Annotated in this window: 11 protein-coding genes; 3 read left to right on the top strand and 8 right to left on the bottom strand. The window is 56.5% G+C overall.

Going from position 1 to position 12,096, the window contains the following annotated elements; translation table 11 throughout:
- Positions 1-187: 187 nt before the first annotated feature.
- Positions 188-1,435 (top strand): M20/M25/M40 family metallo-hydrolase, encoded by a 1,248-nt coding sequence (locus tag OYW20_RS10380; RefSeq protein ID WP_268800595.1) that lies wholly within the window; start codon positions 188-190, stop codon positions 1,433-1,435.
- Positions 1,436-1,486: 51 nt separating this feature from the next.
- Here OYW20_RS10380 and OYW20_RS10375 read toward each other — a convergent pair whose 3' ends face one another.
- Together OYW20_RS10375 and OYW20_RS10370 are read right to left on the bottom strand one after the other, a co-directional pair.
- The gene (locus OYW20_RS10375; protein ID WP_268800594.1) at positions 1,487-2,422 is read right to left on the bottom strand and encodes a ketopantoate reductase family protein; all 936 of its coding nucleotides are present in this window, start codon (positions 2,420-2,422) and stop codon (positions 1,487-1,489) included.
- 212 nt (positions 2,423-2,634) lie between these two features.
- Complete coding sequence (locus OYW20_RS10370; protein WP_268800593.1) at positions 2,635-4,065, bottom strand: NAD(P)/FAD-dependent oxidoreductase; 1,431 nt, start codon at positions 4,063-4,065, stop codon at positions 2,635-2,637.
- An 823-nt stretch (positions 4,066-4,888) separates the two neighbouring features.
- On the opposite strand from OYW20_RS10370, the gene OYW20_RS10365 reads away from it, so the two are divergent.
- Positions 4,889-5,203, top strand: coding sequence for a hypothetical protein (locus tag OYW20_RS10365; RefSeq protein WP_268800592.1), 315 nt, complete (start codon positions 4,889-4,891; stop codon positions 5,201-5,203).
- A 46-nt stretch (positions 5,204-5,249) separates the two neighbouring features.
- Here OYW20_RS10365 and OYW20_RS10360 read toward each other — a convergent pair whose 3' ends face one another.
- From OYW20_RS10360 to OYW20_RS10350, 3 genes are all read right to left on the bottom strand, one after another.
- Complete coding sequence (locus tag OYW20_RS10360) at positions 5,250-5,681, bottom strand: hypothetical protein (protein ID WP_268800591.1); 432 nt, start codon at positions 5,679-5,681, stop codon at positions 5,250-5,252.
- Positions 5,682-6,134: 453 nt separating this feature from the next.
- Positions 6,135-6,398 (bottom strand): DUF1652 domain-containing protein, encoded by a 264-nt coding sequence (locus OYW20_RS10355; protein ID WP_268800590.1) that lies wholly within the window; start codon positions 6,396-6,398, stop codon positions 6,135-6,137.
- Positions 6,399-6,743: 345 nt separating this feature from the next.
- Positions 6,744-7,220, bottom strand: a complete 477-nt coding sequence (locus OYW20_RS10350) for a GNAT family N-acetyltransferase (RefSeq protein WP_268800589.1) — start codon at positions 7,218-7,220, stop codon at positions 6,744-6,746.
- Between the two features lie 394 nt (positions 7,221-7,614).
- Here OYW20_RS10350 and OYW20_RS10345 point away from each other — a divergent pair, with 394 nt between their 5' ends.
- Positions 7,615-8,547 carry a hypothetical protein gene (locus OYW20_RS10345; protein WP_268800588.1) on the top strand — a complete coding sequence of 311 codons (933 nt, stop codon included), beginning with the start codon at positions 7,615-7,617 and terminating at the stop codon, positions 8,545-8,547.
- 281 nt (positions 8,548-8,828) lie between these two features.
- Here the strand turns inward: OYW20_RS10345 and dctM are convergent, their stop codons facing one another.
- The 3 genes from dctM to OYW20_RS10330 form a co-directional block, all read right to left on the bottom strand.
- Positions 8,829-10,112 (bottom strand): C4-dicarboxylate TRAP transporter large permease protein DctM, encoded by a 1,284-nt coding sequence (gene dctM, locus OYW20_RS10340; protein ID WP_268800587.1) that lies wholly within the window; start codon positions 10,110-10,112, stop codon positions 8,829-8,831.
- Positions 10,109-10,744: a TRAP transporter small permease gene (locus OYW20_RS10335; protein WP_268800586.1), complete on the bottom strand. Its 636-nt coding sequence runs from the start codon at positions 10,742-10,744 to the stop codon at positions 10,109-10,111. Before OYW20_RS10335 ends, dctM begins: the two co-directional genes overlap by 4 nt.
- Before the next feature lie 118 nt (positions 10,745-10,862).
- Complete coding sequence (locus tag OYW20_RS10330; RefSeq protein WP_268800585.1) at positions 10,863-11,861, bottom strand: TRAP transporter substrate-binding protein; 999 nt, start codon at positions 11,859-11,861, stop codon at positions 10,863-10,865.
- Between the last annotated feature and the right edge of the window lie 235 nt (positions 11,862-12,096).

Below are 12,096 nucleotides of genomic sequence, written 5' to 3'. Positions count from 1 at the left end.
CTCTCTGCTTTGGACTGAAAAACGTAAGTGAAGAGGTTAGCTCACCCCGCGCCCCGGCGGGCACTGTGACTGACAAACGTTTTTTACAGCATTAAACGCTGCAAACGCCGGGTTTGGCGGGTGCGGATTTTTTTTGAAGCCGTTAGGGTAATACCTGAATTCAATCAACGACATCAGGGAACGACGCATGACCCAACCCTTCTCCCGCTCCGCACTCGCTAGCGCCTTCGCCTTGAGCCTTGCAATGGGTGTTGCGCTGCCGGCGTCCGCCGCGCCTGACCAGCAGGTTCAGACCGACGCTCAAAACTACCAGCCAGAAGCCCTGAAACTGCTGGAGAAACTGGTCAACATCGACTCTGGCTCAGGGTACGAACCGGGCCTAGCGCAAGTCAGTGATATCACCGTCGATGAGCTGAAAAAGCTCGGTGCGACCATTGAAACGTTTCCCAATACCGCACCCGACAAGAGCAGTCATGTTGTCGCGACGCTCAAAGGTACGGGCAAGGCAAAAATCCTGCTGATGGCGCACATGGACACCGTGTTCAAGGAAGGCTCAGCGGCTGCCCGCCCCTTCACCATCAAGGATGGTCGCGCTTACGGGCCTGGAGTGATGGATGACAAGGGCGGCATCGTCGCCGGCATTTACGCGCTGAAAATCCTCAAAAATCTCAACTTCAAGGATTACGCGCAGATCACCTTTCTGCTCGACGCCAGCGAAGAAACCGGTTCGGAAGCCGCCACTGCGCTGATCCAGAAAGTCGCCAAGACCCATGACGTCACGCTCAATCTGGAGCCGGGCCGTCCAGCCGATGGTCTGGTGGTGTGGCGAAAAGGCAGTGCAACCGCCGTGGTGGACGTCAAAGGCAAGGCCTCACACGCCGGTGTCGCGCCGGACCTGGGCCGCAATGCGGCGATGGAAGCTGCGCACCAGATCCTGCAACTGGGCAAACTCGGCGATGCCGAGAAAAAGACCACGATCAATTTCACCGTGATCAATGCGGGTGAGCGGGTCAACGTGATTCCCGATCAGGCGACAGCCAAGGCAGACGTTCGGGTGGCGGTGCCTGAAGAGTTAGACCGGATTGAAAAGGACCTTGCGCGGGTGTCTGCCGACAAGATGATCCCGGAAACCGAAGTCAGCACCAAACTGATTCGGGGCCTGCCACCGATGCCGCAGACGGCGGAGTCAGACAAGCTGGTCGCCATGGCGCAAGGCATCTACGGCGAGTTGGGCCGCAAGCTGACCATCGAGGGCAGCGGTGGCGCGGCAGATGCGAGCCTGGCGGCCGCTGTTGGCGTACCGACGCTTGATGGTTTCGGCATCGTCGGCGGGAATATTCACACGCCCGAGGAGTACGCCGAAGTCGACAGCGTGGCCCCGCGCATCTACCTGTTGACGCGAATGATCATGGAGTTGTCCGCCGCGCATAAGTAAGCCTGTCGTACTTGCTTATCCGAGCACTGAACCGGCTTCCGGGAAGCCGGTTCACACTTCGCGAACCCTTCGCGCTTCGTAGGATTTCAGATTCAGGTGCACGAAATCCAATGCTGACAACAGCGGCCTTTCATGGCCGCTGTCTGCCCTCCTGAGCACCATCTCGCCGATGATCTGCTCGACTTCAATCGGCGCGCCACGCTCGATGTCGCGCAGCATGGAGGCTGTCATCCTCGAATTCGCCGCGGTCAGCATGTTCTGAAAGCGCTGCCTCACGTCCGTGCGTAACGCATAACCCGCGTGCTCGGCCACGCTTGCACATTCCGCCAACAGCTTGAGTATCAGCGGCTCGCCTCCGGACGCCAGCACGTCCCCGATACTGGCGCGCATTGAACCGGTGATCCCTGCTGCGGTGGCGATAAAGCACCACTTCTCCCACATTTCCTGGACGATTTGCTGACTGAGGTTGGCATCGAAACCAGCGTCCGCCAGCGCTTCGGCTACCCGCAGGATACGAGGGGTCAACGCGCCACTGAGCTCGCCGAATGACAGCTGATGGGTGTCATTGAGGTGCAGCACGGCGCCTGAAACATCTCGGTCGAGTGACACCAGACACTGGCCTCCCAGCACGTTCGCAGCCTCGAAACGCTGGCAAAGCCGGTCCACATGCGCCATGCCATTGAGCAGCGGCAGTATCAACGTGTCAGGGCCGACTGCGACAGCGAAGCCTTCCATCGACGCGTCGAGGTCATACGCCTTGCAACTGACCACGATCAGGTCGTACGCCTCGTCGAGCTGTTGCGTTAGAACATAGGGCGGCGACGGGTACTCGATATTGCCCATCGGACTTCGCACGACCAAACCGTCGCGGTCCAGCTCTTCGGCCCGGCCGGTCCTGACCAGAAACGTAACGTCGCGCCCCGCTTCCAGAAGGCGCCCGCCAAAATACCCGCCTATCGCACCGGCTCCCACTATTAAAATGCGCATGTGCCGTTGATCCTTTCAGTCAATCGAGATGCTGTAAAAGCCATGAGAATAGATGAATGCAACCACACTACAAAAGCGCGGCGATGGCCAAGATATTAAGTGCCACCCGCCAGGCGGGATCGCCTTGATCGCCTGGCACTCAGGCGCATACGCGGGCAAAAAAAATCCCGGATGACCTCGTGGCCATCCAGGATTTTTTGCGCGCCGTGGCATCAGGAGTTTGCGTTGACCAGCGTCGGCCACAAAAACGGCATACGATGCCCTTCCCGGTCAGGCAGCAGCTTGCGACTGAGACTGACCGGTTCCTGCATCGGCTCCTGCAGGCGCGCGACCACCGCATCGATCACCGCGCCACTGGCGTCATGATGGAACTGCCAGACGCCGTAAATGCGTCCATCGAACGACGACTCACTGCCCAGACGAGGGTCGACCCCCAAACCTGCGCCGAGCCCGAACAGGTGCAATCCGTAAAGACGCTGACCGCTGATGTCCAAGGGGCAACCAGACGGGTCCGAATCCAGGCCGCCTTTGACTTCAAGCAATTTGATCGGCCCGCCATTGGCGTATGTAAGAGTCGGCAAGCGCGGTTGGTAGCCGGTGCATTGCACCACTACGGCAGATTCGGCCAGCGCCGCCCGGGCACTTTCAAAATGCCCCTGGGGCCCGTTTTCAGTCTGAAACAGATTCACTCGTACCCCGGTCTTGCCGATGCGTCCGCACGATAATGCCTCACGGCCGATGTCCAGCGCACGGTAACGCAAACCGCCAGAACGGTTGACGCGTCCGGAGATCGGACAGACGTCGCGCTGCTCGTCAAAGCGGTAACCGGCTGTCACTGCGGCCTCCGTGCTTTCGTAAAACAGTCGGATCTGCGAGCGATGAACCAGAGTGACTTCCTTGAGCCCGGCAAACTCCAGCGCGTCTGCCAGGTTTTCCAGCATCGAAAACGCACTGTGCGAGCCGCCGACCACCGTCACACGGCCATCGCTGGCAAGGGTGGGTGCGAAGTAATCGCGCAATTGCACGGCGTTCATACGCAACAAGGCGTCGGCACTCTGAATATGCGCCGACGGAGAAAGCGCAAGTTTCTGGTCGGCCAGGCTATTGAGTAAATGCTGGGGGTCTTGAACACCACCCAGATTGAGCACCACCGAGCGGCACCGAATACGCCAACTACGCCCGTCGGCTTCCACCCAGACCTGGTACTCCTCGCCGCCATTGACGATTTCGGTCACGGTGGTGCTGCGCCACAGTTGCACGCCGTAATGGGCAACGATGAAATCCAGTACCAGGGTTGAGGCTTCTGCCAGCAACTCGGCCACGTCCGATAGCTGCGGTGCACTCTGGGCTTGTCGGCGAATACGCCAATATGCCGGAGAGTGCTCAAGCGGTTCGAACACGTCCCGCAGCGCCGGGTCACGCAAACAGTCGAGAAAAACATCGCCCACCGAGTTGGCGGTGATGTGGTACTCGCCAAGCCGGCCCGTGCCGGGGCTGGGGCTTGCATCGACAATGATCAGGCCTTCCTTGGCCAGATCCGGCATGGCTCCGCTCTTCAACGCATTGAACAGCAGCCCCATTCCCGCAGGGCCGGCACCTGCGATGACGCAACCGCAAACGATTTCCAGATGATCTCCGTGCATAGTCCTTACTCCAAGCGTATCGATGCGTTAGCACTGTCCAAGAGTTGCTTGAGTGCTGGTTGAAGGCAGAGGTACAGCCGCGCTGAATGGCAGCGATTGGTAGGGCAAAACTGCGAACAAAAAGTCAACGACAGGTATTAAAGGCTGATCAAAATCCGGGCATGACTACCGTAGCCAGAAGGCCAAAACAGCCCTTGGCGAAACATCGACACACTGGATATTCGTCTCATCGCACAGCCGAATGCAGCATGCTGTTGCCTGCACATGCAGCAATAAACATTGAGGATCGTATAAATAAGCCCGCATCGTTGGCGGAGGAGCGAGGCGAGTACTTGACGCTGCCGGTGAGGGACGCTACCGCCACTGGGCGAATGCCTCTGGCGCCGGATTTTGCTGATTGGCCCTTGTTAACCAGGCGTTACTACAACAATAAAAGCGTGCGTATCGTAAGTCTTACAACGCGGAACATGAGCAGATAGTTTCAAAAATCAGGGCAGGTGTCAATTTATTGATATTCGCCCACCCTGCCGCATTAGATTAATTAATCTATTGATTTATATGAATAATTATTTATTGGCGCCGTAAAAAAGCTGCAACTTACGAAGGCCATATATTTATAAAATCAGCAACTTCGCTTTTTACTGTTCAACGCACTGACTGCGGTTGTCGGTCTCCATTGCAAACGAGGTGCTCCGGCTTCGCTACAGAGAGTCAACCGATGAGCGGTGTGACCGCTCACAGGGAAAACGCGAACTATTTCAGCCGGATCGGCCTCAGTTGTCACGTAGGTGCTTACCATTGAATGGATATTGAGGTCGTCGTCATGAACACGGAAAAGATGCTTCGTTCGAGCATTGCCGAAATCGATTACTCCCGGGACACATTGTTCGGGCCGATTCCAATGCAAGCGACGTGTCGCGTACGCCTTGCCACTGTCGAGCAAAACGGCCAAAGCGTTCGCGAGCTGACGATCATCGGTGACGTGCCGGACTACCTTTCAAAATCGACGATCATTCGGGTAGCGCTGGACGGCCGCATTGAGGCCGGGCCAATTCTGGATCACTACGCCGTTACCGACGCGGAAGAAAAGCAGTTCAAGCTGCTCTTTGAAAACGATCACCGCCGCTCGTACCACTGATAAGCCCAGGACAGTCAGGGCACTGTGGCTGGGTCACTGATGGACATCAGTGAGCGGGACTCAGCCCTTCGGTATGCCTGGCAGTTTCATTGAAGTGAGGCCGCTCGAAGGGTTGTGACTGACCTCCCAAAGACTGCTTGACCACGGCGGCGCCTGAAGCCCCTGGCGCCACAGACAGATAGATTTCGTTGGCAGAGCTGTCAGCCTCATCTGCGTAGCGCAAACCTTCGACGCTTGGCGAGATGTCCAGTCGAGGCTCGGCGGGCATCAATTGCTGGCGTTCGAGTTCTGTCATCGGGGGATGGAAATTGGCATTGCGCGCTTCAAGGCGCTCGATCATCAACATCACGCCAGTCACGCACAGTGCCGCAATAAGCGCCATCACAGCGACTACCCATATCACCTTGTGCCGTGCCGTGCGTTTCACGCCCTCACCGGTTAAAGCCGGTCCAGCAAACGGAAGCTGATCGTCAGCCATGTGGCCCTCGTTATCATGATGCCAGTGCACCGGATGCCCTTGTCAGTTTGCTCAAGGGCAGACCAACCTTGCTTGATCGTGCGTGTAGGGTCAATAGCCAGCCTTGCTCACTCACAGGCAAATGCTGTTGAACCTCGCAGCACCTGATGAACGTAGGTATCAATGGGTGAAACAAATAAAACAGGCTCAAATTTTCACATCTAGCTTCTGTTTTGTTTAAACAGGTTCGATTTGTGATCCAGCTCACACACATGAAACATGAAGCTACAAACTGCCGTCAACTCATCATCCCGAAAACAGCAGAACGCGATGAATGTTTAAACTGCAAAAAAGTTCAACCAAACTTAATACCCCTTATCGTCCTATGAACGCCGCACAGAAAAACGCCCGTCTCTCAATTGATTAACGGGCGTTGCGAGTGGGTACAACAAGATAAAGCCTGGCTGAGCAACGTCAGCCCGCCAAGGTCTGCTGTGAGTAGGATGGCGCTTGCAGCCCGGCGCGCAGCTGACTGATTAACTCCGAAATGGCGCGGCTTGTGTCCAGCCTGTCTAGCGCAATCCCTGTGACATAAAGCTCGACGCGCTCGGTCTCGGGATCAATCACCTCAACGGTCATCGACTGGTTTGCCGACACCGTGCAGTTGCAACGCATGGGCAGAAACGCACTTTCGATAATGCTACGTAGTTCTAGATCGGAAAGCCTATAGGCAAACATCGAGTCATCCTCCTGGCACGCTGCCAAACGCCGGACAAAGGTGCCATATTCTTCTTTAATGGCGTCGTTCCATCATTGGTTATATCGCCGCAAGTCTGAACTTCGCACACGCGACAGTAATAGAAGTTATACGCTGCAGCCGAACTTGAAGCAACGTGGAGGATGATCAGCCTGACAATTCGATAACTAAGATAAACACCCGTAGAAGAATCGTTTCACGCGCGTTTTTTAGCTGGAAAAAAGCGCTTTTGTGCCTTTTAAGACACGCACAAGTTAAAGGGGGACTGATTAACTGGAGATTCCATTCGTCGGCAGGTTTGCATGCCGACGAATCCTGGAGCCCGGTCAGTCTTTGGGCAAACGCAAAATGATCAACGCCACCCGGGCACCCTTCTTGTCCTGGCGCTCTTCAATCGCAAACGGCTTGAATCCCATTTTGGGATAAAACAACAGGCCCGGGACGTTGTGGTTAAAGCAGGAGGCGGTCAGCTCGGTGGCCTCATGCTTGCCGAACGCCAATTCCATCATGCAGCCAATCATGTAGCGGCCTACGCCTTTGGATCGGGCGCTGGGTGCGATAATGACGTTGCCCATTGAGCAACGACCGCGAAAGTCAAAGCGGGAGAAGTTGGCAAAGCCCACCACCTCACCATTGAGCTCGATAACGGTGTTATCCGAGCGTTGTTCGATGGCGTCGGTCAGTTGAGCGGGGGTTAGCGGAAACGCTGCTTTGGGGAACATATAAAACAGCTCATCAACCGACTGCGGCATCGCGCAAATGACTGGTACGTCTTTTTCTTCGAGGGGGCGATGCAGAAACATGGGCGGTTAACCTCTTTGGGAAGCGGTTTCTGAAATAAAACTATAGGCCAAACATCGGGTTGGAGCCGTTTATCTGCGTTTTGGTTCGCTGCCGAGACGGTCAGACTGTCAGGGCGTTGATCAGATACCGTCGTGATTAAAGCGTTATAGGACGTTCAAGAGCAACTCCTGAAACGCCTCGCAAGCCACTGATGGCACTCGATTAATCCACCGTGCATAACGCGGCGCAAAATAAGCACACTCATGCAATTTGCATGAAGCACAGCGCCATTATCACTCCTAAGATGTTGATAAATATGGATTTATATTCACTCACAGCACTGGCACGACCTCTGCAAAAGCGAATTTTGCAAAGCCAAGATGTAATAAAACTATTCGCAAGGAGCAGAAAACAATGAATCCCTTACCTGATACCTATCCTGCCGCTGTAGAACACAACAATGCCTCAGGCGTTTCCTGGGGAGCCATATTCGCCGGAGCCGCCGGTGCTGCGGCACTTTCCCTCATCCTTATCCTGCTGGGCACGGGCTTGGGCTTCTCGGCCATGTCGCCTTGGGCCAACGAAGGTGCAAGCGCTAAAGCCTTGGGGATTTCAGCCGTAGTCTGGCTGGCCGTCACGCAGATCCTTGCCTCCGGCATGGGCGGCTATCTGGCCGGCCGACTGCGTGTGAAGTGGGCGAACATGCACGGTGACGAGGTGTATTTTCGCGACACCGCGCATGGCTTCCTGTCGTGGGCAGTAGCCACTCTGGTTGCAGCGATTCTGATCGCAGGCTCGGTGGGCAATATCATCGGTGGTGGCGCAAAAGCAGGCGCCAGCGTGGTATCAGGTGCAGCCAGCGCCACTACTCAGGCTGAAGGCTCGGCTGCGAGCAACACCAGCAGCGATCAATACGGCTATTTCGTGGACAGCCTGTTCCGCGACAATCGCCCGGTTGCTGTCAGCGATGACGCAGCGCGCGGTGTGGTGGTCAGGATCTTCACTCAAACGCTGGCCAACGATGGTCAGCTGGCCGCTGAAGACCGTAACTACCTGGCTCAGTTGGTCGCCCAACGCACCAACCTGTCCCAGGCCGATGCTCAAGCACGCGTGGACCAGGTTTACGGTCAGGCCCGTCAGGCGGTTGAAGACGCCAAGCTGAAAGCCAAACAGGCAGCCGATGCTGCGGCCAAAGCGGCTGCAATGGCTTCGCTGTGGACTTTCGTTGCCCTGCTGTGTGGCGCGTTCATTGCCAGTCTTGCCGCTATCTGGGGTGGTCGTCGCCGTGACGCCGTGACTTACCTGGAATCGCGTCCTTACACCACTCACGCTGCCCCAGTTCGCTAATAAGGAGAAGACCCATGCGCTCACTACTGTTGCTGTTCCTCGGCGTCCCGATCCCGATCATCATCCTGATCGCGTTGTTCGTGCATTGATCCAGAGCCAATAGGCTGTAAGCAAAAAGGGAGCAGATATCTGCTCCCTTTTTGCGTGGTCAAGGAAAGTGTTTGATTCTCCAAGGCCCCGCCAGGTCGTTGGCTCAACAGATGGCTCACATCGTCCGTAGGCGCGAATTCATTCGCGTGGCTTCGGGAGCGACTCATCTACTAGAATCGCCTCGCAAACAATCAGGGCATTCCAAGCCACGTGGGCAGTGCCAGCGAAATGAATGGCACGTACGTCACCAGGATCAGGAACATCAGCAGTATAGACAACCATGGCAGCGCTGCTCGGATCGTCTGGCCGAGCGTCAGGCCGGTCACAGCGGAGGTCACAAACAGGTTCAAACCCACTGGAGGATGGACCAGCCCGATCTCCATGTTCACCACCATGACGATCCCCAAGTGAATCGGGTCGATCCCGAGCTTCATCGCAATCGGGAAGAAGATAGGCGCCAGAATCAAAACGATTGCAGACGGTTCCATGAAACTTCCCGCCACCAGCAGCACGATATTGACCATGATCAGGAAGCCAATTGGCGTCAGCCCCTCAGAGATTACCCAGTTGGTGATTTGCTGCGGGATCTGCTCGGTGGTGAGCACATGGGCGAACAGCATCGCGTTGGCAATGATGAACATCAGCATGATCGCCAACCGGCCGCTCTCCAGCAGCACCCTCGGGCAATCGCGAAAGCGCATGTCTTTGTAGACAAACAACGCGATGAACGCTGAATACACCGCTGCCACGGCGGCAGCTTCGGTGGGCGTGAACATGCCGCTGTAGATACCGCCCAGGATGATCACCAGCAACAGCAAACCCCAGAACGCACGCTGCGCGGTATGCAGCCACTGACGGAGCGTCACCCGTGGTTGCGCGGGCAGTTTCTTCACGCGGGCGACGATGTAGATGACCACCATCAGGATCACACCGAGCAAAACACCCGGAATCACACCCGCCATGAACAGCTTGCCGACCGATGTTTCCGTCGCTGCCGAATACACCACCATCACGATGGAGGGCGGAATGAGAATGCCAAGGGTGCCCGCGTTACAAATGATCCCGGCGCCGAACTCCTTCGGGTAACCGGAACGCACCATGCCCGCCACGGCGATGGAACCCACCGCCGCTACGGTTGCAGGCGACGATCCCGACAGCGCCGCGAACAGCATGCACGCCAGCACTGCGGCAATCGCCAGACCGCCACGAATATGACCGACGCAGGCGTTGGCAAAATCGATCAGCCGCTGGGCCACACCCCCGGTCGTCATGAACGCGCCGGACAACAGGAAAAACGGAATCGCCAGAAACGTGTAGCTATCAGACGTTTCAAACAGCTTGATTGCCAGTGAACTCAATGAGTCCTGACTGAACATCAGGATCGACACCGCACCGGCCAGCCCGAGCGAAATGGCGATCGGCACGCCCAGAAACATGAACACGAACAGCAACAGGAACAGACAGATAACCGTCATGGGCGATGCTCCTCGGCAGGGTTGGCCAGCTTGGTCGCTTCTGCTGCTTCATCAGCGAGACCCAGACCGGTTTGCCGATGGGTGTAGATGCGGTACAGGATTTCCAGGTAACGGGCGATGATCAGCGCAAATCCGATCGGCACGATGACCGTGATGTACGCCACCTTGATGCCGTAACGGTCAAGGTCTTCTGCGCCGATGCCAGCCACCATCAAGGCCGACACCCATTTGTAGCTGGCCGCCAGAAACAGACCGGCGTACACGATGCAACACGCGCACGCGAGCAAAGACAGCAGGCGCTGGATCGGCTTGCTGGTCTTCTTCACCAGTACATCAACGCCCAGATGACCGGCTGTGCGCACGCCGTAGGCAATGCCGAAAAAGATCAGCCAGCCGAATAACGCTTTGGTCAGCGCCACGCTCCAGGTCATGCCCTGGGCATAACCCATCAAGTGGTCGCCGATGCCAGCGAAGAAATCGCTGCTGACCACCCAGCGATCGCTGAGGTTATAAAACAGCGTGTAGATGTTGTTCAGCGCCACGTAAACGAATGTCACCAACGTCATGGCAGCCAGCAGAAAGGCAATCATGCCCTCCTCAAAATGCTCCCAGACACGCCTCAGCGATTGCATAAGGATTCTCCGAACGTCGAGAAAGCAGCCACCCTGGAACGGGCGGCCACTCAGGCATCACGGCCTGTATTGATCACGGTGTGAGGACGATTGCGGTTTCACTGAAGAAACCGCTCGCTCATGGCGCCTTGTTGGAATCGTCTGCGGCCTTGATCAGGTCCGCCCCGATCTCTTCGGAGAACTTGTCCCAGACCGGTTTCATGACTTCACGCCATTTGGCACGCTGCTCTGGGGTCAGCGAATCGATTTCGCTGGTCTTGGCGTCGATGATTTTTTGCTTGGCCGTCTGGTTCAGCGCTTCGGCCTGCTTGTTCACCTCAAGCGTCACTTCGTCGATGATCTTCTGCAGTTCGGTACGCACGTCTTCGGGCAGGCCGTTCCAGAATTTGGAGTTAGTGATGACCATGTAGTCGATCAGGCCGTGATTGGTTTCGGTGAAGAACGGCTGAACCTCGTTGACCTTCTGACTTTCGTAGTTGGACCAGGTGTTCTCGGTGCCATTGACGGTGCCGGTCTGCAGGCCCTGATACACCTCGGCAAAACTCATCTTGCGCGGGTTGGCGTGCAGCGCCACGAACTGCGCTTCAAGCACGCTGGAGGCTTGAACGCGGAACTTCAAGCCTCGGGCATCTTTGGGTTCGATCATTTTCTTGTTGGCAGACAACTGCTTCAGACCGTTGTGCCAATAGGCCAAACCGTGGATGCCTTTGTCGTCCATGGAGGTCAGCAACGATTTGCCCTGCGGCCCTTGTTGAAAGCGGTCGACAGCGGCCAGGTCGTTAAACAGGAACGGGAGATCGAATATCTGCACTTTCTTGGTGTACTGCTCGAACTTCGCCAGCGACGGCGCCAGCATCTGCACATCACCGAGCAGCAGTGCTTCCATTTCCTTGCCATCACCGAACAGCGACGAGTTGGGGTACACCTCGACTTTCACTTTGTCTTTGAGCCGTGGGTCGGCAGCCACCTTCTTCTGAAACATCAGTGCACCCTGACCTTTCGGGGTGTTCTCTGCCACGACGTGGGCAAACTTGATGACAATGGGGTCAGCGGCGTGGGCAAGCCCTGCCATGGAAACTGCGGCGGCGCAGAACAGCGCCTTGGTCAGCGTCAACATCGATATCACCTTTTTATTGTTGTAGGGGGATTCGGCCTCTGAGGGCCTTTGCGTCGAAGCCATGTGACTCTGTGAGTGTGGCCTAAAGATCGCGCAATACACTGCGTTTAGAGAATTAGCTTTTCTATAAGCCAGCGTTCGGCAGTGCTGAACGCTGTGGGCGGGAGCTTGTCTCCGAGCCGCAGTCGGACGATCTGCCGGGCACCGGCAGTAACCCCTGCACACGCGGTGTTTC

The sequence above is a fragment of the Pseudomonas sp. BSw22131 genome, assembly GCF_026810445.1.
Taxonomy (GTDB): Bacteria; Pseudomonadota; Gammaproteobacteria; order Pseudomonadales; family Pseudomonadaceae; genus Aquipseudomonas; species Aquipseudomonas huanghezhanensis.
The sequence above is the reverse complement of the archived record's forward strand: the minus strand, read 5'-3'. Positions and strand labels throughout refer to the sequence as shown.

Bases quoted from the DNA above. Each gene is read 5' to 3' on its own strand.
- OYW20_RS10335 (WP_268800586.1), bottom strand. From the start codon at position 10,744: ATGCAATCGCTGAGGCGTGTCTGGGAGCATTTTGAGGAGGGCATGATT.
- OYW20_RS10350 (WP_268800589.1), bottom strand. From the start codon at position 7,220: ATGTTTCTGCATCGCCCCCTCGAAGAAAAAGACGTACCAGTCATTTGC.
- OYW20_RS10370 (WP_268800593.1), bottom strand. From the start codon at position 4,065: ATGCACGGAGATCATCTGGAAATCGTTTGCGGTTGCGTCATCGCAGGT.
- OYW20_RS10375 (WP_268800594.1), bottom strand. From the start codon at position 2,422: ATGCGCATTTTAATAGTGGGAGCCGGTGCGATAGGCGGGTATTTTGGC.
- OYW20_RS10365 (WP_268800592.1), top strand. From the start codon at position 4,889: ATGAACACGGAAAAGATGCTTCGTTCGAGCATTGCCGAAATCGATTAC.
- dctM (WP_268800587.1), bottom strand. From the start codon at position 10,112: ATGACGGTTATCTGTCTGTTCCTGTTGCTGTTCGTGTTCATGTTTCTG.
- OYW20_RS10360 (WP_268800591.1), bottom strand. From the start codon at position 5,681: ATGGCTGACGATCAGCTTCCGTTTGCTGGACCGGCTTTAACCGGTGAG.
- OYW20_RS10380 (WP_268800595.1), top strand. From the start codon at position 188: ATGACCCAACCCTTCTCCCGCTCCGCACTCGCTAGCGCCTTCGCCTTG.
- OYW20_RS10330 (WP_268800585.1), bottom strand. From the start codon at position 11,861: ATGTTGACGCTGACCAAGGCGCTGTTCTGCGCCGCCGCAGTTTCCATG.
- OYW20_RS10345 (WP_268800588.1), top strand. From the start codon at position 7,615: ATGAATCCCTTACCTGATACCTATCCTGCCGCTGTAGAACACAACAAT.
- OYW20_RS10355 (WP_268800590.1), bottom strand. From the start codon at position 6,398: ATGTTTGCCTATAGGCTTTCCGATCTAGAACTACGTAGCATTATCGAA.